This window comes from Shimia sp. Alg240-R146, assembly GCF_947331465.1.
Lineage (GTDB): Bacteria > Pseudomonadota > Alphaproteobacteria > Rhodobacterales > Rhodobacteraceae > Shimia.
This window is the reverse complement of record NZ_CAMZOK010000001.1, coordinates 1,477,856-1,497,626: the sequence shown is the minus strand read 5'-3', so window position 1 is coordinate 1,497,626 and position 19,771 is coordinate 1,477,856. Positions and strand designations below refer to the sequence as shown.

Annotated in this window: 21 protein-coding genes; 7 read left to right on the top strand and 14 right to left on the bottom strand. The window is 57.8% G+C overall.

The genetic code is table 11. From position 1 onward, the window contains the following. Positions 1 to 22: 22 nt before the first annotated feature. The 12 genes from PG871_RS07210 to PG871_RS07155 all read right to left on the bottom strand — a co-directional run bounded on the left by PG871_RS07210 (position 23) and on the right by PG871_RS07155 (position 10,092). Positions 23 to 1,663 (bottom strand): FAD-binding dehydrogenase, encoded by a 1,641-nt coding sequence (locus PG871_RS07210; RefSeq protein ID WP_270727759.1) that lies wholly within the window; start codon positions 1,661 to 1,663, stop codon positions 23 to 25. 114 nt (positions 1,664 to 1,777) lie between these two features. Next, entirely contained in the window at positions 1,778 to 1,927 is a 150-nt protein-coding gene (locus PG871_RS07205; protein ID WP_270727756.1) for a hypothetical protein, read from the bottom strand. A 241-nt stretch (positions 1,928 to 2,168) separates the two neighbouring features. Next, entirely contained in the window at positions 2,169 to 2,948 is a 780-nt protein-coding gene (locus PG871_RS07200; protein ID WP_270727754.1) for a succinate dehydrogenase iron-sulfur subunit, read from the bottom strand. A 57-nt stretch (positions 2,949 to 3,005) separates the two neighbouring features. After that, positions 3,006 to 3,836 (bottom strand): hypothetical protein, encoded by an 831-nt coding sequence (locus PG871_RS07195; RefSeq protein ID WP_270727751.1) that lies wholly within the window; start codon positions 3,834 to 3,836, stop codon positions 3,006 to 3,008. 9 nt (positions 3,837 to 3,845) lie between these two features. Beyond that, a complete protein-coding gene (gene sdhA, locus PG871_RS07190) occupies positions 3,846 to 5,651 on the bottom strand; it encodes a succinate dehydrogenase flavoprotein subunit (RefSeq protein WP_270727748.1) in 1,806 nt (601 codons plus the stop codon). An 11-nt stretch (positions 5,652 to 5,662) separates the two neighbouring features. After that, positions 5,663 to 6,034 carry a succinate dehydrogenase, hydrophobic membrane anchor protein gene (sdhD, locus tag PG871_RS07185; RefSeq protein WP_270727746.1) on the bottom strand — a complete coding sequence of 124 codons (372 nt, stop codon included), beginning with the start codon at positions 6,032 to 6,034 and terminating at the stop codon, positions 5,663 to 5,665. A gap of 11 nt (positions 6,035 to 6,045) precedes the next feature. Further along, positions 6,046 to 6,429: a succinate dehydrogenase, cytochrome b556 subunit gene (sdhC, locus tag PG871_RS07180; RefSeq protein WP_270727744.1), complete on the bottom strand. Its 384-nt coding sequence runs from the start codon at positions 6,427 to 6,429 to the stop codon at positions 6,046 to 6,048. A gap of 264 nt (positions 6,430 to 6,693) precedes the next feature. Beyond that, complete coding sequence (locus PG871_RS07175; protein WP_270727741.1) at positions 6,694 to 7,323, bottom strand: DUF1194 domain-containing protein; 630 nt, start codon at positions 7,321 to 7,323, stop codon at positions 6,694 to 6,696. Positions 7,324 to 7,407: 84 nt separating this feature from the next. Beyond that, entirely contained in the window at positions 7,408 to 8,439 is a 1,032-nt protein-coding gene (locus PG871_RS07170) for a MaoC family dehydratase (protein WP_270727740.1), read from the bottom strand. After that, the gene (locus tag PG871_RS07165) at positions 8,439 to 8,642 is read right to left on the bottom strand and encodes a DUF1737 domain-containing protein (protein WP_270727738.1); all 204 of its coding nucleotides are present in this window, start codon (positions 8,640 to 8,642) and stop codon (positions 8,439 to 8,441) included. The genes PG871_RS07170 and PG871_RS07165 overlap by 1 nt, the downstream gene beginning before the upstream one ends. Before the next feature lie 4 nt (positions 8,643 to 8,646). Beyond that, positions 8,647 to 9,198 carry an NnrU family protein gene (locus tag PG871_RS07160; RefSeq protein ID WP_270727736.1) on the bottom strand — a complete coding sequence of 184 codons (552 nt, stop codon included), beginning with the start codon at positions 9,196 to 9,198 and terminating at the stop codon, positions 8,647 to 8,649. Between the two features lie 39 nt (positions 9,199 to 9,237). Then, complete coding sequence (locus PG871_RS07155; protein WP_270727733.1) at positions 9,238 to 10,092, bottom strand: HpcH/HpaI aldolase/citrate lyase family protein; 855 nt, start codon at positions 10,090 to 10,092, stop codon at positions 9,238 to 9,240. A 237-nt stretch (positions 10,093 to 10,329) separates the two neighbouring features. Here PG871_RS07155 and PG871_RS07150 point away from each other — a divergent pair, with 237 nt between their 5' ends. Continuing rightward, positions 10,330 to 10,641, top strand: a complete 312-nt coding sequence (locus tag PG871_RS07150) for a hypothetical protein (protein WP_270727732.1) — start codon at positions 10,330 to 10,332, stop codon at positions 10,639 to 10,641. On the opposite strand, the gene PG871_RS07145 is transcribed toward PG871_RS07150, so the two are convergent. Together PG871_RS07145 and PG871_RS07140 are read right to left on the bottom strand one after the other, a co-directional pair. Further along, positions 10,638 to 11,378 carry a sulfite exporter TauE/SafE family protein gene (locus tag PG871_RS07145; protein WP_270727730.1) on the bottom strand — a complete coding sequence of 247 codons (741 nt, stop codon included), beginning with the start codon at positions 11,376 to 11,378 and terminating at the stop codon, positions 10,638 to 10,640. The two genes, PG871_RS07150 and PG871_RS07145, sit on opposite strands and share 4 nt — an antisense overlap. A 49-nt stretch (positions 11,379 to 11,427) precedes the next feature. Then, on the bottom strand, positions 11,428 to 11,631 hold the full coding sequence (locus PG871_RS07140; RefSeq protein ID WP_270727728.1) for a hypothetical protein: 204 nt from the start codon (positions 11,629 to 11,631) through the stop codon (positions 11,428 to 11,430). A gap of 212 nt (positions 11,632 to 11,843) precedes the next feature. On the opposite strand from PG871_RS07140, the gene mdh reads away from it, so the two are divergent. From mdh to PG871_RS07110, 6 genes are all read left to right on the top strand, one after another. Further along, on the top strand, positions 11,844 to 12,806 hold the full coding sequence (gene mdh / locus PG871_RS07135) for a malate dehydrogenase (RefSeq protein WP_270727726.1): 963 nt from the start codon (positions 11,844 to 11,846) through the stop codon (positions 12,804 to 12,806). Positions 12,807 to 12,925: 119 nt separating this feature from the next. Further along, the gene (locus tag PG871_RS07130; protein ID WP_270727721.1) at positions 12,926 to 13,717 is read left to right on the top strand and encodes a hypothetical protein; all 792 of its coding nucleotides are present in this window, start codon (positions 12,926 to 12,928) and stop codon (positions 13,715 to 13,717) included. 235 nt (positions 13,718 to 13,952) lie between these two features. After that, positions 13,953 to 15,149: an ADP-forming succinate--CoA ligase subunit beta gene (sucC, locus tag PG871_RS07125; RefSeq protein ID WP_270727719.1), complete on the top strand. Its 1,197-nt coding sequence runs from the start codon at positions 13,953 to 13,955 to the stop codon at positions 15,147 to 15,149. Between the two features lie 5 nt (positions 15,150 to 15,154). Then, complete coding sequence (sucD, locus tag PG871_RS07120; RefSeq protein ID WP_270727715.1) at positions 15,155 to 16,042, top strand: succinate--CoA ligase subunit alpha; 888 nt, start codon at positions 15,155 to 15,157, stop codon at positions 16,040 to 16,042. Then, complete coding sequence (locus PG871_RS07115; protein ID WP_270727713.1) at positions 15,984 to 16,814, top strand: sulfotransferase family 2 domain-containing protein; 831 nt, start codon at positions 15,984 to 15,986, stop codon at positions 16,812 to 16,814. Before sucD ends, PG871_RS07115 begins: the two co-directional genes overlap by 59 nt. After that, positions 16,811 to 19,771 (top strand): 2-oxoglutarate dehydrogenase E1 component, encoded by a 2,961-nt coding sequence (locus tag PG871_RS07110; RefSeq protein WP_270727711.1) that lies wholly within the window; start codon positions 16,811 to 16,813, stop codon positions 19,769 to 19,771. The genes PG871_RS07115 and PG871_RS07110 overlap by 4 nt, the downstream gene beginning before the upstream one ends.

Here is a 19,771-nt window from a genome sequence, read left to right as displayed (position 1 = left end):
AGCTATCTCCTTGATTATGTGCTTAAACAGACCGTCCCACTGCGCGACCCGAGAAAATGCAGCCGCCAAGGAATGTCCCTTCCAAGGCGTTATAGCCGTGATAGCCGCCGCCGCCAAAGCCCGCGACCTCTCCTGCCGCAAAAAGTCCTTCAAAGGCGCTGCCATCGGGGCGCAGAACTTGACCGGTGATGTCGGTGTGCAAACCACCGAGCGACTTGCGCGTCAACACGTTCAGACGCACCGCAATCAGTGGGCCGTTTTCGCCATCCAGAATCCGGTGCGGCTTGGCTGTCCGGATCAATCGATCCCCGCGATAATTGCGCGCGCCGCGAATGGCCGTGACCTGCCCGTCTTTGCTGAATTCGTTTTCAATCTGGGCGTCCCGCATCTCGATCTGGGTCCGAATTTTCGCAATATCCACAGGCACTTGCGGCGTGATCTTGTTCATACCCGCGACCAACTCTTCCAAGCTGTCCGCCACCACAAAATCCTCGCCATGCTCTTTGAACGCTTCCACCGGCGCAGGGGCGCCTTTGTTCATCATGCGGCGGCGCAAAACTTCGGACCATTTGCCAGATGTCAGGTCGGGATTCTGCTCGGACCCTGACAAAGCAAATTCCTTCTCGATGATCTTCTGCGTCAAGACAAACCAGCTGTGCTCATGCCCAGTCTGCAAGATCCGCTTGAGCGTGCCAAGGCTATCAAAACCAGGAAAATAAGGCGCTTCCATACGCTCACCAAGCGCGTCAAACCACATAGAACTCGGCCCCGGCAGAATACGAATGCCGTGGTTGGGCCAGATCGGATCCCAATTTGCCAGCCCTTCGGTGTAGTGCCACATCCGGTCACCGTTGATGATGCCCGCACCTGCATTTTCGGCAACCCGCTGCATCTGACCATCCACATAGTCCGGCACCCCTGCCACCATGCGTTTTGGCGCTTTGCCCAGTCGATCTTCGGGCCAGTATTGCCGCACCATGTCATGATCGCCGCCAATGCCGCCTGTGGTGATGACAACGGCCTCGGCGCGGTGTTCAAACGTGCCGACAACGTCGCGACTCGTGGATTTTCCGCGATCCGCACCGTCGTCCGACAACACATCACCTTGCACACCTTTGACAACGCCACCTTCTACGATCAAGCCGTTGACTTTACGCCGGAATTCCATGGTGATCCGACCCGCTGCCGCATGGGCGCGCACCAACCGCTCAAAGGGCGCAACCACGCCCGGCCCGGTGCCCCACGTGATGTGGAACCGCGGTACAGAATTGCCGTGCCCATGCGCCATCTCGCCACCGCGCTCGGCCCAGCCGACAATTGGAAACCAGCGCATGCCGATCGAGTGCAACCACGGACGCATTTCACCGGCAGCAAAATCAAGATAGGCATCCGCAACCTTGCGCGGGTTGGCGTCTTCGGGCCGATCGAACTGCGCCGAACCCATCCAGTCACCTGACGCAAGCGCGTGGCTGTCTTTGATGCCCATGCGGCGCTGTTCTGGTGTGTCGATCATAAACAGACCGCCCAACGACCAGAATGCCTGCCCACCAAGGCTTTGCTCACCTTCCTGATCGACAATCAAAACCTTGCGACCCCGGTCCGCCGCTTCATTGGCCGCAACCAATCCAGACAATCCGCCGCCCACAACAATTACATCAAACATGACAAAGCCTCCCCGTTTCAGGAGAGGCTAGTCAAAGCACTCAGCGGCTCCAAGCGCTACCTTGCGTCAGACACCTAGCGTCACAAAGCGCACAACAAGCGGCGCAAGCTGCCTTTAGGCGGCCTTCACATACTCATAGTAGGTTTGACTGGCACTGGTGTTCACCGTGCGCAGTGGCAAGTTGTAATAGGAATAAGACTGCTCCAACAGCTCCAGAGCACGGGCAGCGAAATCTTCGGTTTTTGCATTGTCAGAAGGCGACATGAATTTTGCTCCAAAATGAATTGTGATGATCTCATCTGGCCGCGATATAGGCAGGTGTCGCACCGCCGAAAAGGGCTCAGAAAGCAAAGGTGTTATGCAGAGAGCGCATTGGCATCTTTAGGAACACCATTGGCGGAAAACCGCAAAAACAACTGGGAAAAAACCGCCTACTAAGGCCTCTGTGGGCGAAAGAAAAAGGCGGCCCAAAGGACCGCCTTTTTGAAACTCTCTGCCGATGCGATCAAACGTGGCGTTCGATCAGCATCTTCTTGATGTCGGCAATCGCCTGGGCCGGGTTCAGACCTTTGGGACAGGTCTTGGCGCAGTTCATGATTGTGTGGCAGCGATACAGTTTGAACGGATCTTCCAGATCATCCAGACGCTCACCAGTGGCCTCATCACGGCTGTCGATGATCCAGCGATAGGCATGCAGCAACGCCGCTGGGCCGAGGTATTTGTCGCCGTTCCACCAATAGCTTGGACAAGACGTCGAGCAGCTCGCGCACATCACGCACTCATACAGACCGTCAAGTTTCTTGCGGTCCTCAATCGACTGGCGCCATTCCTTGGCGGGGCGGTTGGTCTTGGTCTCGAGCCACGGCATGATCGACGCGTGCTGCGCGTAGAAATGCGTCAGGTCGGGGATCAAATCCTTGACCACGGACATGTGCGGCAGAGGATAAATCTTCACGTCGCCTTTGATCTCATCCAGACCATAAATACAGGCCAGCGTGTTGATCCCGTCGACGTTCATCGCGCAGGAGCCGCAGATACCTTCGCGGCAAGACCGGCGGAAAGTCAGCGTCGGATCAATCTCGTTTTTGATCTTGATCAGCGCGTCCAGAACCATCGGGCCGCATTTGTCCATGTCGAGGAAATACGTATCCAGACTAGGGTTTTTGCCGTCGTCCGGGTTCCAGCGATAAATCTGGAACTTGCGCACATTGGTGGCCCCTGCCGGCTTGGGCCAGGTCTTGCCGGTGGTGATCCGGCTGTTCTTGGGGAGGGCAAATTCGACCATGGTCTTTCCTTCCTATCCGTGGATGGATGTGACACTCACACCATCCTTCGTCCTGTCTCAGGCCTTTTGACGATCCGTGTCAAAAAGCGATTGATTGTCTTTCACCAGCGCGGCCACTTTTTTGCGGGCCGGTTGGGCAAGGCCCAAACCATTAAGCTGGCGCATGAATTCCAAAGAGCCCTTGTTGAGGCTCTGGTTGCTGCGCCCCTCAAGGGGCGTCAGCGCGTCGATGTCTGGATCCGTCAGGCCCGCGAGACGCAAAAGCTGACGACCGGGGCGGTCTGCAGTGGACTCATCCTCAAGCGCAAACACACGCAGACGGTCGTCACCGACCACTTGCGCCACTTCGGCTGCAACCGCAGCCCAGTCGCGTGCCTTGGCGGTTTCCGCCTCAAACGCGGCCTGTGTTCCGGCATAGCCATCTGACTTAACCGCTTGATTATAAACGCTGCGCAACCAGCTGGCCCGCTCGCGGGTATAAAGCACATAGTCGGGCTTGAAAGGCGCAAGATGGGTCTCGATCAATGACACGATCTCACCCGCACGTGGGTAAAGGTCACGCACCCCGCGCCGCCCCATCATTGCGCCCACGATGTTCTCGTGGCTGATGATGCAGACACGGTCTTCGCTCTCAAGCTCGGCGCGCAACTGCGTCAAAAGATCCACCAGAGACGCCTCATGCGCCGCAGGCTTCAAACTATACAATGCGCAGGTCCGACCCAATTCCCGCGTCAACGTGCCCTTCTCGGGCACGCGAACGTCAAGACGCGCCGCCAGCGCGTCCCGATTGCGTGTCAGGAACCGGTGTAACGACGTCGACCCGGTTTTCTGGGCACCGATATGAACGATGACCCGGCGGGTGGCCGATATGGTGCGCGCTGCGCCCAAGCCGCTGCCCTAGAAGGTCCGCGCTTTGGGCGCGATTTTCTTGAGGCTGATGCCGCCTTCGGTTTCCGTCGTCAGCGGATCTTCGATCACCGGACGATAGCTCAGGTCAACCGCGTTGCCGTCAATCCGGCTCAGCGTGTGTACCCGCCAGTTTTCGTCATCCCGCGTCGAATAATCCTCATGCGCATGCGCGCCGCGGCTTTCCTTACGGGCTTCGGCACCGTGGATGGTGGCCAAAGCGTTTGGCATCAGGTTGGTCAGCTCCAATGTTTCCATCAGATCGCTGTTCCACACCAGCGAGGTGTCCGTGACGTGCAGATCGTCGATCTTGGCCGCAATCGCGGTCATTTTCTCAACGCCCTCTTTGAGGGTTTTGTCCGTGCGGAACACAGCCGCATCTGCCTGCATGGTGTGCTGCATCTCAAGGCGCAATTCCGCAGTTGGTGTGCCGCCCTTGGCATTACGCAGCCCGTCAAGGCGATCAAACGCCTTATCAACAGAGGCTTGGTTTAGCACAGGGTTTGGCGCATCCGCATCCACAACCTTGCCAGCACGAATGGCCGACGCGCGGCCAAACACCACAAGGTCAATCAACGAGTTCGACCCCAGGCGGTTCGCACCATGCACGGACGCACAGCCTGCTTCGCCCACAGCCATCAGACCCGGCACAACGGCCGTCGGATCATCAGCGGTCGGGTTCAGCACTTCGCCCCAATAGTTGGTAGGAATGCCGCCCATGTTGTAGTGCACGGTTGGCAAAACCGGGATCGGCTCTTTCGTCACATCCACACCGGCAAACACTTTCGCGCTTTCCGAGATACCCGGCAGACGCTCTGCCAATGCCTCGGCAGGCAAGTGGTTGAGGTTCAGGAAGATGTGGTCTCCGTTGTCGCCCACACCACGACCTTCGCGGATCTCCATTGTCATCGATCGTGACACGTAATCGCGCGGCGCGAGATCCTTATACTGAGGCGCATAGCGCTCCATGAACCGCTCGCCTTCGGAGTTCGTCAGATACCCGCCTTCGCCGCGGGCGCCCTCGGTGATCAAACAGCCAGAGCCGTAGATACCTGTTGGGTGGAATTGCACGAATTCCATATCCTGCATCGGCAAGCCCGCACGGGCCACCATACCGCCGCCATCACCCGTACAGGTGTGCGCCGAAGTGGCCGAGAAATACGCACGGCCGTAGCCACCCGTCGCCAACACCACCATTTTGGCGTTGAATACGTGCATGGTGCCGTCGTCCAGCTTCCAGCAGACCACACCCTGACACTGTCCATCCTCGGACATGATCAGGTCGATCGCGAAATACTCGATATAGAACTCAGCGTTGTTTTTGACCGACTGACCATAAAGCGTGTGCAGGATCGCGTGACCGGTCCGGTCCGCCGCTGCACAGGTCCGCTGCACCGCTGGGCCTTCGCCAAATTCGGTGGTGTGACCACCAAACGGACGCTGGTAAATCTTGCCTTCCTCAGTCCGCGAGAACGGCACGCCGTAGTGCTCAAGCTCATAAACCGCCTTGGGCGCTTCGCGGGCGAGGTACTCCATCGCATCCGTGTCACCCAGCCAGTCAGAGCCTTTGACGGTGTCATACATATGCCACTGCCAGCTGTCCGGGCCCATGTTTCCTAGCGAGGCAGCGATACCACCCTGCGCGGCAACCGTGTGGGACCGTGTCGGGAAAACCTTGGTCACGCAAGCGGTGCGCAGGCCCTGTTCGGCCATGCCGAGCGTGGCGCGCAAACCGGCACCGCCGGCCCCCACCACGACAACGTCATAGTCATGTGTTTCGTATTCGTACTCAGCCATGTCTCAAATCCTCAAAGCGCGATTTTCGCCAGCGCAAACAGGCCGGCGGCGGTCAGGCCGTATGTCAAGATGATCACCAGCATCACCAACGCCTTGCGGGTGGACTTGCGGGTGTAATCCTCAATCATCATCTGCGCGCCCTTGCGGAAGTGCGCGAGGCCGAAAACCAGAACCAGACCCGACAGGATCGCAGGGAACGGACGGCTCAGAACAGCGATGACGTGCTCATACGGCGCGCCAAGCAACGAGCCGAACAAAAAGATAAACGCCGGCACGATGAACGCGAGGCCCACGGCGCTCACTTGCATATACCAGTGATGCTCGGTGCCGGCATGTGCGGCGCCACGCCCTTCGGCACGCTTGCGGTCGGTCAGAAAACGCATGATCAGCCCCCTCAGACGATGATGATTGTCAGAACGGTCAGAACAACCGATCCGATGATGCAGGCCCAGCCGAGCTTTTCTGCGGTCGGGATATCAAGTCCGCGACCCGCGTCAAAGATCAGGTGACGCAAACCGGCGAGGTAGTGATACCACAGCCCCAACGCCGACAAGGCAAAGATCACGTCGCCCAGCAGGCTTGTGGCAAACCCGTCTGCGACGGCGAAATGCTCCGGTCCTACCGCAGCGGCCAGAAGCCACCAGACGATGATGAAAGTGGTGACGATCAGCGCATTGCCCGTGATCCGAGTCAGGATCGACGTCATCGACGTCAGCTGCGGGCGATAGATCGTCAGGTGAGGTGAAAGCGGGCGCTCGACCCTTTTCGCGTCAGCCATATTGAATCCTTTCAGGTTCCCTTGCCACTTTACTAACGTTTTTTTGCGGGCTGTCACCTTTTAGGCCCGCAAAAATCCGCGCTTTTTTGGCACAGTTTGCGCTTTATTTGACCTTTGTGATCACGCGGAATAATTCGTGATCACAAAATTCAATTCCAATGGTTTTTGTCGGATTAACCTCGGGGAAATCCGGCTTATTCCAACATAGAATATCGCGAATCCAAGCGGTCGGAAACTGTTTGCGCTCACATATCTGCACTTATCTCAGGGATTTCCAGCAAACTGCTCGGCCACTTCGCGGATCAGCTTTTGCCGGATGCGTGCCGGGTATTCCTCAAACCCGTTTGCGGTCACCACAAATGCCCCGGAGCCTGTGATCACATTTTCCCAGAAATAGCCGGTCAGGTCGGTGTCATCGGTCTCGATCACCAAGGCGTTCACAGTCACACCCATCGCGGCCAAACGGGCCCGCCCTTGTGCTGGCTCAATCCCTTCGTTGGAAACACCGTCGCCGGACACATCAATCACCCTGCGCCGACATTCAGGCGCCTGATCCATCAAATCCGCCCCTCGCCACAAGGCGTCCCCTATCGCCGTTGAATATTTCGACCAGGCCCTCGGCATTGCTTCGACAGCCTGTGCCAAAGTGTCCAAGTCGTCCGCAGAGCGCACGCGGGTCCAACCCACGGACACCTGCTGTCGCCGCGTACCGGTCCACTGCATCAACGCCACGGCCGCCTCGGCCTTGATCAAGGCCTCAACCACAATGCCGTCGCGCAATCCCGCGGCCAACCCATCCATCTGCACGCGGTACTCGCGCGCGTCCACGCTGCCCGAAACATCAACCGCCAGCAAAAGAGCGATGTCACAGGCGGCGACGGGTGCTGCTCCCATAACCCAAAATGAAAAAATGCGGCCAATCATGACCGCATTCTATGCCCAGTTTCTCATCTGCGCTGTCACTTTGATGTGTGCGACCTACATTGGCATCAACGCCCAATAGTCCAAATCCAGAAGCACATCCGGCAGGTATTTCCCGTCTTCACCCTTCAGCTCAAACGGCGCCCCGCCTTTCGTCGCCACCAGCCGCAACCGGATCGCACCAACGCCGGGCGCTGAGGTTTCGGCCTTGTCCAACACTTCGGACCACGCTTTTACGGTCAAGCCGCTGAACGCCGGATTGGCATGCGCGCCGCCGTTCAGACCCACAATCATCTGCGCGTTCGCCAAGCCATTGAACGACAAAGCCCGCGCCAGCGAAATGATGTGCCCGCCATAGATCAGGCGCTGCCCATCGGGACGGAACGTGGCATCGAAATGCACTTTGGCCGTGTTCTGCCAAAGGCGCGTGGCCAACATATGTTCGGCTTCTTCAAGCGTCACACCATCGACGTGGTTGATGGTTTCACCAATGTCATAGTCGCCCCAGCGATGCGTCTCACCGGCTTGGGCAAAATCGTAGCCTGAAAAATCCAGCCCCTCAGGGATCACCAAATCTTGGGCGGCAATCACTTTGGACAACTCAGGCACCACCGTTTCCGGTGCCGGCGCATCCACATCGCGTTTGCGCACCATCACCCAGCGCACGTATTCCATCACAACCTCGTCGCGCTGGTTCATGCCACGCGTGCGCACATAAACCACGCCGGTTTTGCCATTGGAGTTCTGTTTCAGACCAATCACTTCGCTCGACGAACGCAACGTGTCGCCCGCATAAACCGGCTTTAGCCACCGGCCCTCGCCGTAGCCCAAATTTGCCACCGCATTCAACGACACATCCGGAACAGTTTTGCCAAAGACCACGTGAAATGCCGCCAAATCATCCAGCGGCGACTGCGGCAGGCCAGAGGCCCGCGCAAATTCGTCACTGGAATACAGCGCATGCCGCGCCGGATAGAGCGCATGATAGAGCGCGCGTTCACCTGCACCCACGGTGCGCGGCACCGCATGCTCGATCACCTGACCCAGCGTGTAGTCTTCAAAAAACCGGCCCGGATTGGTCTTGGCCATTAGTGTTCTCCCAGTTTGGTCTCCGGGGTGTAGGTACCGTCCACCTCTTTCACCACGGACTGGCCGCAACGCATCACGCCGGTCTTGTGGCAAAAGGTTTGGGTCGGGGAGCCATACAGCTCCCACCCCTTGTTAAGCGCGTCTGTCACTTTGTGACAGAACGCAGATGTGTCCTCTTCGGAGAGAAAACGATAGAGTTTCATACCGTTACGCTCCAAATGGAGATGGGCCTAGCAGCCCGTGAATAAGACCGATCACCACCAAAAGGATGATTGAGGCAACCATGAACATGCCGTCCTTGGCGATTGTGCCGGTCTCGGTTGGCGACCAAGGCCCTTCCGCCTTGTTGATCACAACAATCTCAATAAGCGACCACAGCAAAAGCCCGCCAAACAGCACCACCGACGGCATGTCGGGGTTGACCCACACATGTGCCGCCGCCCAAAGCGCAAAACCGATCAGCATCGGGTGGCGCACACCATTCAAGAGTTTGCCTTTGCGTGGCGCCGGACTCATCATAAAGATCGCAATCAGCACCACGAGGTTGTTGATATGTTTCGCAAAACTTGGCGTCGACCACAGCGTGTCCGTAACCTCTGCGGCCCGATAGCCAAGCACCATCAGCACGATCGACACCACAAGCGCCAGCGCAACAACGCCTTTGCCTTTGTCTCCCATCGGCTCCCGTACACCGGGCATCGCGCGTTTAAAGAAATGGGCTCCGGCCCACAAAAGTACTCCCAAAACCAATAAAGTCATCTCGCTCCCTCGCTGGATTATTTGGTTATGGGACCAGAGTTACCCTTCCAGCGCGGCAATTGCATCCGCCTTCGCCAAAATTTCGCGGGCCGTGACAACATGCAGGTTCTCGACAATCTTGCCGTCAACCACGGCGACGCCCTGCCCGCTTGCCTCAACCTCTTCAAACGCAGCAATCTGCCGGTTGGCGAGATCAATCTCAGCGTCGCTTGGCGCAAAGGCCGCGTTGGCCACATCGACTTGTGCCGGATGAATGAGCGTTTTGCCGTCAAAACCCATATCGCGGCCCTGATCGCATTCCACCTTCAACCCGTCGGCATCTTTGAACGCATTATATACCCCGTCCACAATCACAATGCCTTCCGCCTTGGCGGCCAACAGGCACAGCCCCAACCCAGCCATCATTGGCAGGCGATCGGCACGAAAACGCGTCTGCAATTCTTTGGCCAAGTCATTGGTACCCATGACAAACCCTGTGAGCTGCGGATAGGCCGCTATCTCAGCCGCCTTCAGCATACCGCGCGGCGTTTCCATCATCGCCCAGATCGGTTTGTCGCCAATCAGCGCCACTAGAGCGTCCAGTTGTTCGGTGCTCTCAACCTTTGGCAACAGCACGGCATCACAATCCATATCGGCCGCCGCTATGGCATCAGCTTCGCCCCATTGCGTGTCCAACCCGTTGATCCGCACAATCCGCATCCGGCTGCCGTATCCGCCTTGGTCCAGCGCTGCAGCCAATGTGGCACGCGCGTTGTCTTTCTCATCCGGCGACACGGCGTCTTCAAGATCAAAGATGATCGCATCCACCGGCAATCCGCGCGCCTTCTCCAGCGCCCGATCTTTCGATCCTGGAATATAAAGTACTGACCGAAAGGGGCGTGCGCGCTGATCCATGATCTCTCTCCGTAATTTTGTTGCGCAGAATGGGGCATTTTTCTCAGATAAGTTCAAGATCAAAATTGCCGCATCGCAGAAAAACCACAGGTGACGCACCGTTCCTCGGGCCAGCCGCGCGGCGCATTAACCAATATTTCCACCCCGACCCGCAGAATTTTCCCATCGTTTGCGCACACAGAGCCAGCCAACACCAATCAATGGCCGTGCGCCAAGGACATTTGAAAGGACAGGCATATGAAACACTTCAATCTCAAAATGGCGATGGCCTTTGGTCTTATGATCATGGCCGCCACGCATTCCGAAGCCCAGGAAAACTGTGCAGCCCGCGACACCGTTCTGACCCAGCTTGCCGAACGTTACGGCGAAACCCGTCAGGCACTCGGTATTGCCCAACAAGGCGCGGTCATCGAGGTCTTTGCCTCCGAAATCTCCGGCAGCTGGACAATCACAGTCACCCTGCCCAATGGCAGCACTTGCCTCGTGGCCAGCGGTCAGGCGTACGAACACCTCGCCGAGGCGTTGCCGGCTCAAGACGACGGCGCCTAAGTTAGCGCATCGAAAATCAGTTTCGCGCCGGTGAGCGTTAGCAATACATAGGTCACTGCAAAAAAGGCCCGCTCCGGCAAAACGTAGTGGGCCTTCACGCCGACGACCGCGCCCAACACTGCAAATGGCGCCAAGATGATATCTGCCCAAAGCGTCTGCAACGAGAACGCGCCCAAAAAGGCGTAAGGCACAAATTTCGCAATGTTGATGACCCAAAACACCAAAACCGTGGTGGCTTGATACGTGGTTTTTCCGAGCCCGCGCGACAGCAAATAAACAGCTGCTGGCGGCCCACCTGCGTGGCTAATAAAGCTGGTAAATCCTGCGACGCACCCCGCGACAAGCCCACCCCAAATCGGCACCACCCGCTGCTTGGTTGCGCCGGTCCACAGCTGCCACGCCACAAATCCTACGGACACCAAACCAATCAAAAGGCGAAGTACGTCGTCATTGGCCACTGAAAAGAGCCAGACGCCCGCCGCGACCCCCGGAACCCCACCGAGAATCAGCACCTTTGCGTCGGGCCAGCTCCACTTGCCCCAAAAGGGGCGCAAAGCGGCCAGATCGATCAGCATCAGCAACGGCAACATGATGCCCAGCGCCACCTTGGGCGGCATCACTAACGCCAAAAGCGCCGCCGAGGCAAAGGCGGCGCCAGATCCGAATCCAGCTTTGGAAATACCTGCGAAACCAACGGCCAACGCCGCTAGCGCAAACACTTGAAAAGAATCAATCATCCGTCGCTCAGGCGCAGCCCATCAAGCCGCGCCATTGGAGGAAACAGCATCACTTTTTCAAAAGTTTTTTGCGCTGTTCGTTGTATTCTTTTTCGGACAACAACCCGCCCGCATAGGCCCGTTCAAGGTCCGCCAATTCCTGTCCCAATGTCTGGGTCGACACCTCGTTGGTGGTGTTTCCGCCATTACCGCAAGCTGACAATGTCATCCCCGCAAGAGCCAGAACCATAAGCGTTTTTGCAGCAGAGTTCATATTCGTCTGTCCTCATTTTTCGGTATAGATTTCATCCAACTTTATCCCTTGCTGAAACGACAATGCAAGCGAGCGTTGAAATCGAACATATAAATTTGAATCGACGGTCCAGGGTGCGACGGGAAGCCTCGCTGCACCTGCAAACCCTTGCGTCAACGCCGATTTCGCCTTAAGCCACCCGCGACAATTCACACGGACCGGAGACTGATCCCATGGCACGACCCAAGATCGCCCTCATTGGCGCAGGTAACATCGGCGGCACGCTCGCTCACCTCGCCGCTCTCAAAGAACTCGGCGACGTTGTTCTCTTTGACATCGCAGACGGCCTGCCTCAGGGCAAAGCGCTCGACATCGCAGAATCCGGCCCCGTTGAGAAAATCGACGCTGCCATGTCCGGCACCTCGGACTACGCTGGCATCGCCGGTGCCGACGTCTGCATCGTGACCGCTGGTGTTGCGCGCAAACCGGGCATGAGCCGCGATGACCTGCTCGGCATCAACCTCAAAGTCATGAAGTCGGTTGGCGAAGGCATTGCAGCCCACGCGCCAAACGCCTTTGTCATCTGCATTACCAACCCGCTGGACGCGATGGTTTGGGCTCTGCAGAAATTCTCCGGCCTGCCCGCACACATGGTTTGCGGCATGGCGGGTGTTCTGGACAGCGCGCGCTTCCGTCACTTCTTGGCTGAAGAATTCAACGTCTCCATGCGCGACGTGACAGCCTTCGTTCTCGGCGGTCACGGCGACACAATGGTGCCTTCGGTACGTTACTCCACCGTTGCTGGTATCCCATTGCCTGACCTGATCGACATGGGTTGGACCACACAGGAAAAACTCGACGCTATGGTTCAGCGCACACGTGACGGCGGCGCCGAAATCGTTGGCCTGCTGAAAACCGGCTCCGCGTTCTATGCGCCCGCCGCGTCCGCAATCGAGATGGCCGAAGCCTTCCTCAAAGACCAGAAACGCGTTCTGCCATGCGCTGCCTACTGTGACGGCGATTTGGGCGTGAAAGACATGTATGTGGGCGTGCCCACCGTGATCGGTGCCGGCGGCATCGAGAAAATCGTCAACATCAAGCTCAACAAAGAAGAGCAGGACATGTTCGACGTTTCCGTTAAGGCCGTTCAGGGTCTCGTTGATGCGTGCAAAGGCATCGACGGCTCGCTGACCTAAGCCGCAGCCGACAAACAATCGAAAAAGCCCGCCACTACGGCGGGCTTTTTTGTTGCGCCGCATTGGGCGCGGGTGCATCCTCGCGCCACCTTTGGACTTAATGAAAGCACGCCCTTTGCATGCTCGGCCTGAACCGCCAACTGGACACCTCAAACGGCCTCAAACTTCTGGGCGAGCGCAACAGCGGCACCAACCTGCTTGACGGGATCCTGTCGCAGATTTCGGGCCTGCATCTTTACCCCAATCTGCCAATGCTCACATGGCGCGATTTGGCCCGGTTTCACAGTCCATGGAAGGCCCTGACCTCCTACACCGCCGCACGAGAGGAAACGCTGGATCGCTGGCACTTGCGCGATCTGCCAACTTCAGGCGGCTGGAAACACGCCGCACCAAATGAAGCTTTTCACACCGAATTCCTCGATCACCATCAACCGGCGGTCTTGATCATCCTGCGCCACCCAGCGGTCTGGCTACGATCTATGCACCGCAACCCATTTCATACCTTGAAGCCGGTCCCGCGCGATTTTTCCCGATTTATCCGTCAGGAATGGCTTTGCGTCGGCCGCGACAGCCTTGAGCAGCGCAGTTTGCCAAATTTGCCTCGCCTTCATGCCGCAAAAGCAAATGCATACTCAAACCTTCTGTCCCGATATGCCAACAGCAGCCTAATTCGCTACGAAGACCTCGCAAGCGACCCGACCGGCACACTTGCTAAAATTGGCATCGCACTTCCGCCTCAAACCAAGCTTCCCGGCAACGACGCCCGAGGCTTTGCCCGCCGCCAAAGCTTTGGAACCGACTACGCCGCGGCGGCACGTCAGGCTCGGTTTGACCTTCTGTCGCCGACCGATGCTGCCTTCACCCGCGAGGCCCAAACAGATAGCCCCCTGTCAGCGATCTATCCAACCTAGCGGCCACCGTTCCACGTTTCGCCGATTCCGAATTGGACCAATACCTATCAAGCCTGACAGGCTTTGTTTACCGAGCGGAAACCAAGAAACCGCTGACTCCACCAAATTTGTGATCACACTTTTTTCGACTGTGATCACAAAACGGCAAAAATGCGCTAACATTAAAGAAATCGCTATATTCCCATCTGAGATTCGTGGCAAAACTCCGCCAATCGCAGCAAGATGGGACAGTTCCATGAACATCCACGAATATCAGGCGAAAGCCCTGCTTCGCTCCTACGGCGCCCCGGTGTCCGAAGGTCGCGTAGTTCTCAAAGCAGAAGACGCCAAATCCGCAGCTGGTGAACTTGACGGCCCACTTTGGGTTGTTAAGGCTCAGATCCACGCTGGTGGCCGCGGCAAAGGCTCCTTCAAAGAAGCCGACGCAGGCGAAAAGGGCGGTGTCCGCCTTGCCTTCTCGGTTGAAGAAGCCGCTGAAGAAGCCAAAAAGATGCTGGGCCGCACCCTTGTGACCCACCAGACCGGCGCCCCTGGCAAACAGGTCAACCGCATTTACATCGAAGATGGCTCAGACATTGAAAACGAACTCTACCTCGCTCTGCTGGTAGACCGCGCCACATCGCGCGTTTCGTTTGTCTGCTCCACCGAAGGCGGCATGGACATCGAAGAAGTGGCCGAAGCCACACCCGAGAAAATCCTGTCCTTCTCCGTTGATCCGGCCACAGGCTACCAAGCCTACCACGGCCGCCGCATTGCATTCTCCCTCGGCCTCAAAGGCGCGCAGGTCAAACAATGTGTGAAACTGATGGGCCAACTCTACACAGCCTTCATCGAGCGTGACATGGAGATGCTGGAGATCAACCCGTTGATCGTTCTGGAAGGCTCCGGTGATCTGAAAGTGCTCGACGCCAAGGTCGCGTTTGACGGCAACGCCATGTACCGCCAGCCCGCCGTGGCTGAACTGCGTGACGAAACCGAAGAAGACTCCAAAGAGCTTGAGGCCTCCAAGTATGACCTCAACTACATCGCTCTGGACGGTGAAATCGGCTGCATGGTGAACGGTGCGGGCCTCGCAATGGCCACCATGGACATCATCAAACTCTACGGTGCTGAACCTGCCAACTTCCTCGACGTCGGTGGCGGCGCCACCAAAGAGAAAGTGACCGAAGCCTTCAAGATCATCACCTCCGACCCACAGGTCAAAGGCATCCTTGTGAACATCTTCGGCGGCATCATGCGCTGTGATGTGATCGCAGAGGGCGTTGTCGCTGCGGTCAAAGAAGTCGGCCTGCAGGTTCCACTGGTTGTACGTCTGGAAGGCACAAACGTTGAAGAAGGCAAAGCCATCATCAACAACTCCGGCCTTGACGTAATCGCCGCTGACAACCTCAGCGACGGTGCAGAAAAAATTGTCAAAGCGGTGAAAGGATAACACCCATGGCTATTCTCGTAGACGAAAACACCAAGGTTATCTGTCAGGGCTTCACCGGCTCGCAGGGTACCTTTCACTCTGAACAAGCCATCGCATATGGCACCAAAATGGTTGGCGGCGTCACACCCGGCAAAGGCGGCGTTGACCACCTTGGCCTGCCCGTCTTCAACTCGGTGCACGAAGCCAAGGCCGTGACCGAAGCCAACGCGTCGGTGATCTACGTCCCGCCCCCCTTCGCGGCAGACTCGATCCTCGAAGCGATTGACGCTGAAATGGAACTGATCATCTGCATCACCGAAGGCATTCCCGTGCTGGACATGATGAAGGTTGAGCGCGCCCTGCAAGGCAGCGCAAGCCGCCTCATCGGCCCCAACTGCCCCGGTGTTATCACGCCTGATGCGTGCAAAATCGGCATCATGCCCGGCCACATCCACAAACGTGGCTCGGTTGGTGTTGTGTCCCGCTCCGGCACCCTGACATATGAGGCCGTCAAACAGACTGCCGACATCGGTCTGGGCCAGTCCACTGCTGTGGGCATCGGCGGCGACCCGATCAAAGGCACCGAACACATCGACATCCTCGACATGTTCCTTGACGACGAAGAAACCCAGTCGATCATCATGATTGGTGAAATCGGTGGCTCTGCAGAAGAAGAAGCTGCTGACTTCCTCGCCAACGAGCGCAAGAAAGGTCGCTGGAAACCAACTGCTGGCTTTATCGCTGGTCGCACGGCCCCTCCCGGCCGCCGCATGGGCCACGCTGGCGCAATCGTCGCTGGCGGCAAAGGTGGCGCGGACGACAAGATCGCCGCGATGAAAGAAGCCGGCATCGTGGTTGCCGACAGCCCCGCCGGTTTGGGCGAAGCTGTGCTCAAAGCGATCGAGCTCGGCTAAAGCGTCGGTGCTGGTCTCTCATACCCATAACCTTATTTTCCTCAAATCGAGGAAAACAGCGGGAACATCCGTCGAGATGTTCCTGCAACAGGTTTGTGGTATCACCCAAGGCCCGCCTTCTGAAAAAACTGCTGCTGTTGTCAATCAACGCGGCATTGTCGGGCGTCGTAAAAACGCCCGACCAAACCTGCTTTGGTGGCGCAACAAGTGGCAAAATCACCTGTCTTCCACCCAAATGCGTGCCTATCTGGGCGAACCCCGCTGGCAAAGCGCCAGTAAAGTGACCACCGTGCGCAATCCATTTGACCGGATGCTCTCTGGTTTTTACTGGCGTCTGCGCAAAGCCGATCGCCAGGCTCCAGCCGCTCTGCCCGAACTGCGCGCCGCTGTTGAAGATTTCATTCTCAACAGCGACTTCCCCGATGACCGTGACATTTTTTTCGACAACGGTTCTTTTGTACCGGATCAGTGCCTTCGCTATGAACATCTCGAAAGTGATCTCGCCGCCCTATGCGACGCGCACAATATCGAGACCGCAAACACCTCGCTGCCCCGCACCAAAGCGACCGGCACCGCTCGTGGCGATTTTGCACTAGCGGATTTCTTTACGCCCCGTGCTGTCGACGCGGTCCTTCGCAATTATGACTGGAGTTTCGAGCGGTTTGGCTATGCGCCTTCACCCGATCAAACCGAACCTGCCGACAACGTGATGCAGCCAGTCGCCCAAACCCAACTGCATCAGCCCATCCCAACCCAGGGGTCAAAACAATGACAGATCAAAGCCCGAACGACATCTTCCACGCCTCCTCCTTCATGCAGGGGCACAATGCGGAATATCTCGAACAGATGTATGCCCGCTATGCCGCCGACCCCAATGCGGTCGACGCGGCTTGGCAAGAGTTCTTCCGCCAGCTTGGCGATGCCGAACTCGACGTCAAGGCCGAGGCCGCTGGCCCCAGCTGGGCCCGCGCCGATTGGCCACCGCAGCCTGCAGATGATCTGACCCAATCCCTGACTGGTGAATGGGTAGAGCCTGTCGAAGCCAAAGCTGCAGGCAAAAAGATCAAAGAGAAAGCCGCCGAGAAAGGCGTTGAGGTCTCAGACGAAGCCATCAAACGTGCCGTTCTGGACAGCATCCGCGCGCTGATGATCATCCGCGCCTACCGTATTCGCGGCCACTTGGTTGCCGACCTTGATCCGCTGGGCATGCGCGATCAGACCCCGCACCCAGAGTTGGACCCGAAATCTTATGGCTTCACCGACGCCGACATGGATCGCCCGATCTTTATCGACAAGGTTCTCGGACTGGACATCGCCACGATGCGCCAGATCATGGACATCGTGAAGCGCACCTATTGCGGCACCTTCGCGCTGCAATACATGCACATCTCCAACCCCGAAGAAGCGGGCTGGCTAAAAGAACGCATCGAAGGCTACGACAAAGAAATCACCTTCACCCGCGAGGGCCGCAAGGCGATCCTCAACAAGCTGGTTGAGGCCGAGGGCTTTGAGAAATTCCTGCATGTGAAATACATGGGCACCAAACGCTTTGGTCTGGACGGCGGCGAAAGCCTCATTCCGGCGATGGAGCAGGTGATCAAACGCGGCGGCAGCCTTGGCGTTGGCGAAATCGTCATCGGCATGCCCCACCGTGGCCGCCTGTCGGTGCTCGCCAATGTGATGGCCAAACCCTACCGTGCGATCTTCAACGAGTTTCAGGGCGGCAGCTTCAAACCGGAAGACGTCGACGGCTCGGGCGATGTGAAATATCACCTCGGCGCCAGCTCTGACCGCGAATTTGACGGCAACACCGTGCACCTGTCGCTGACCGCGAACCCCTCGCACCTTGAGGCGGTGAACCCTGTGGTGCTTGGTAAAGTGCGCGCCAAGCAAGACCAGCGCAACGACGACAGCCGCACCTCGGTCATGCCGATCCTGCTGCACGGCGACGCAGCCTTTGCCGGTCAGGGCGTTGTGGCGGAATGCTTCGCGCTCTCTGGCCTGCGTGGCCACAAAACCGGCGGTACCATGCACATCGTGGTGAACAACCAGATCGGCTTCACCACCGCGCCGCACTTCTCGCGCTCCTCGCCTTATCCCACCGACAACGCGTTGGTGGTCGAGGCGCCGATTTTCCACGTCAACGGCGACGATCCCGAGGCCGTGGTACACGCGGCCAAAGTCGCCACCGAGTTCCGCCAGAAGTTCGGCAAGGACGTGGTCATCGACATGTTCTGCTACCGCCGCTTTGGTCACAACGAGGGCGACGAGCCCATGTTCACCAACCCGGTGATGTACAAGAACATCAAAAAGCATAAGACCACGCTGACGCTTTATACCGAACGTCTGGTCAAAGACGGTCTGATCCCCGAAGGCGAAATCGAGGATATGAAGGCGTCGTTCCAAGCGCACCTGAACGAAGAGTTCGAAGTGGGCAAAGACTTCAAACCCAACAAGGCCGACTGGCTGGACGGGCGCTGGTCGCATCTGGACAAACAGAAAGACGACTACGATCGCGGCCAGACCTCGATCAAGCCCGAAACGCTGGCCGAGATTGGCACAGCCCTGTCCACCGTTCCCGAAGGCTTCCCGGTTCATAAAACCATCGGCCGCCTGCTGGGCACCCGCGGCAAGATGTTTGAAACCGGCACCGGCTTCGACTGGGCCACAGCTGAGGCAATGGCATTTGGGTCTCTGATGGCGGAAGGTTATCCGGTACGCCTGTCCGGTCAGGACGCCACCCGCGGCACCTTCTCGCAACGCCACTCCGGCATCATCAACCAGGACACCGAAGAGCGTTACTACCCGCTCAACAACATCCGCAAAGGCCAAAGCCAGTACGAAGTCATCGACTCCGCGCTGTCGGAATATGCGGTGCTTGGATTTGAATACGGCTACTCTCTGGCAGAACCCAACGCACTGACCCTGTGGGAAGCGCAGTTTGGCGACTTTGCCAACGGCGCGCAGATCATGTTCGACCAGTTCATCAGCTCCGGCGAAAGCAAATGGTTGCGCATGTCGGGCCTGACAGTGCTTCTGCCACACGGCTTTGAAGGCCAAGGCCCCGAGCACTCCTCGGCACGCCTGGAACGCTTCCTGCAGATGTGTGGTGGCGACAACTGGATCGTGGCGAACTGCACCACACCGGCGAACTATTTCCACATCCTGCGCCGTCAGCTGCACCGCACCTTCCGCAAGCCGCTGATCCTGATGACACCCAAGTCTCTCCTGCGCCACAAATTGGCGATCTCGGAGGCCGAGGGCTTTGTTGACGGGTCTTCTTTCCACCGCGTGCTGTGGGATGACGCCGAAAAAGGTCACTCCGACACCAAGCTCAAGAAAGACAAAGACGTCAAACGTGTCGTGATGTGCTCGGGCAAAGTCTACTATGACCTGCTCGAAGAACGCGACGCACGCGGCATCGACGACATCTATCTGATGCGGATTGAACAGTATTACCCGTTCCCGGCGCATTCGCTGATCAAGGAACTGGAACGCTTCAAAAACGCCGAGATGGTCTGGTGTCAGGAAGAGCCTAAAAATCAGGGTGCATGGTCCTTTATCGAACCCAACATCGAATGGGCGCTTACACGCATCAAAGCCAAACACACCCGTCCGGTCTATGCAGGCCGCGCCGCTTCGGCGTCGCCCGCAACCGGTCTCGCAAGCCAACACAAAGCCCAACAAGCAGCGCTGGTGAATGCCGCGCTCTCCATGGAAGGAAACTGA

Coding starts and splice junctions, on each gene's coding strand:
- PG871_RS07145 (WP_270727730.1), bottom strand. CDS start 11,378: ATGATTGATTCTTTTCAAGTGTTTGCGCTAGCGGCGTTGGCCGTTGGT.
- PG871_RS07110 (WP_270727711.1), top strand. CDS start 16,811: ATGACAGATCAAAGCCCGAACGACATCTTCCACGCCTCCTCCTTCATG.
- PG871_RS07150 (WP_270727732.1), top strand. CDS start 10,330: ATGAAACACTTCAATCTCAAAATGGCGATGGCCTTTGGTCTTATGATC.
- sdhA (WP_270727748.1), bottom strand. CDS start 5,651: ATGGCTGAGTACGAATACGAAACACATGACTATGACGTTGTCGTGGTG.
- PG871_RS07155 (WP_270727733.1), bottom strand. CDS start 10,092: ATGGATCAGCGCGCACGCCCCTTTCGGTCAGTACTTTATATTCCAGGA.
- PG871_RS07165 (WP_270727738.1), bottom strand. CDS start 8,642: ATGAAACTCTATCGTTTTCTCTCCGAAGAGGACACATCTGCGTTCTGT.
- PG871_RS07200 (WP_270727754.1), bottom strand. CDS start 2,948: ATGGTCGAATTTGCCCTCCCCAAGAACAGCCGGATCACCACCGGCAAG.
- PG871_RS07140 (WP_270727728.1), bottom strand. CDS start 11,631: ATGAACTCTGCTGCAAAAACGCTTATGGTTCTGGCTCTTGCGGGGATG.
- sucD (WP_270727715.1), top strand. CDS start 15,155: ATGGCTATTCTCGTAGACGAAAACACCAAGGTTATCTGTCAGGGCTTC.
- PG871_RS07210 (WP_270727759.1), bottom strand. CDS start 1,663: ATGTTTGATGTAATTGTTGTGGGCGGCGGATTGTCTGGATTGGTTGCG.
- PG871_RS07160 (WP_270727736.1), bottom strand. CDS start 9,198: ATGACTTTATTGGTTTTGGGAGTACTTTTGTGGGCCGGAGCCCATTTC.
- PG871_RS07130 (WP_270727721.1), top strand. CDS start 12,926: ATGCTCGGCCTGAACCGCCAACTGGACACCTCAAACGGCCTCAAACTT.
- mdh (WP_270727726.1), top strand. CDS start 11,844: ATGGCACGACCCAAGATCGCCCTCATTGGCGCAGGTAACATCGGCGGC.
- sucC (WP_270727719.1), top strand. CDS start 13,953: ATGAACATCCACGAATATCAGGCGAAAGCCCTGCTTCGCTCCTACGGC.
- PG871_RS07175 (WP_270727741.1), bottom strand. CDS start 7,323: ATGGGAGCAGCACCCGTCGCCGCCTGTGACATCGCTCTTTTGCTGGCG.
- sdhD (WP_270727746.1), bottom strand. CDS start 6,034: ATGCGTTTTCTGACCGACCGCAAGCGTGCCGAAGGGCGTGGCGCCGCA.
- PG871_RS07170 (WP_270727740.1), bottom strand. CDS start 8,439: ATGGCCAAGACCAATCCGGGCCGGTTTTTTGAAGACTACACGCTGGGT.
- PG871_RS07205 (WP_270727756.1), bottom strand. CDS start 1,927: ATGTCGCCTTCTGACAATGCAAAAACCGAAGATTTCGCTGCCCGTGCT.
- sdhC (WP_270727744.1), bottom strand. CDS start 6,429: ATGGCTGACGCGAAAAGGGTCGAGCGCCCGCTTTCACCTCACCTGACG.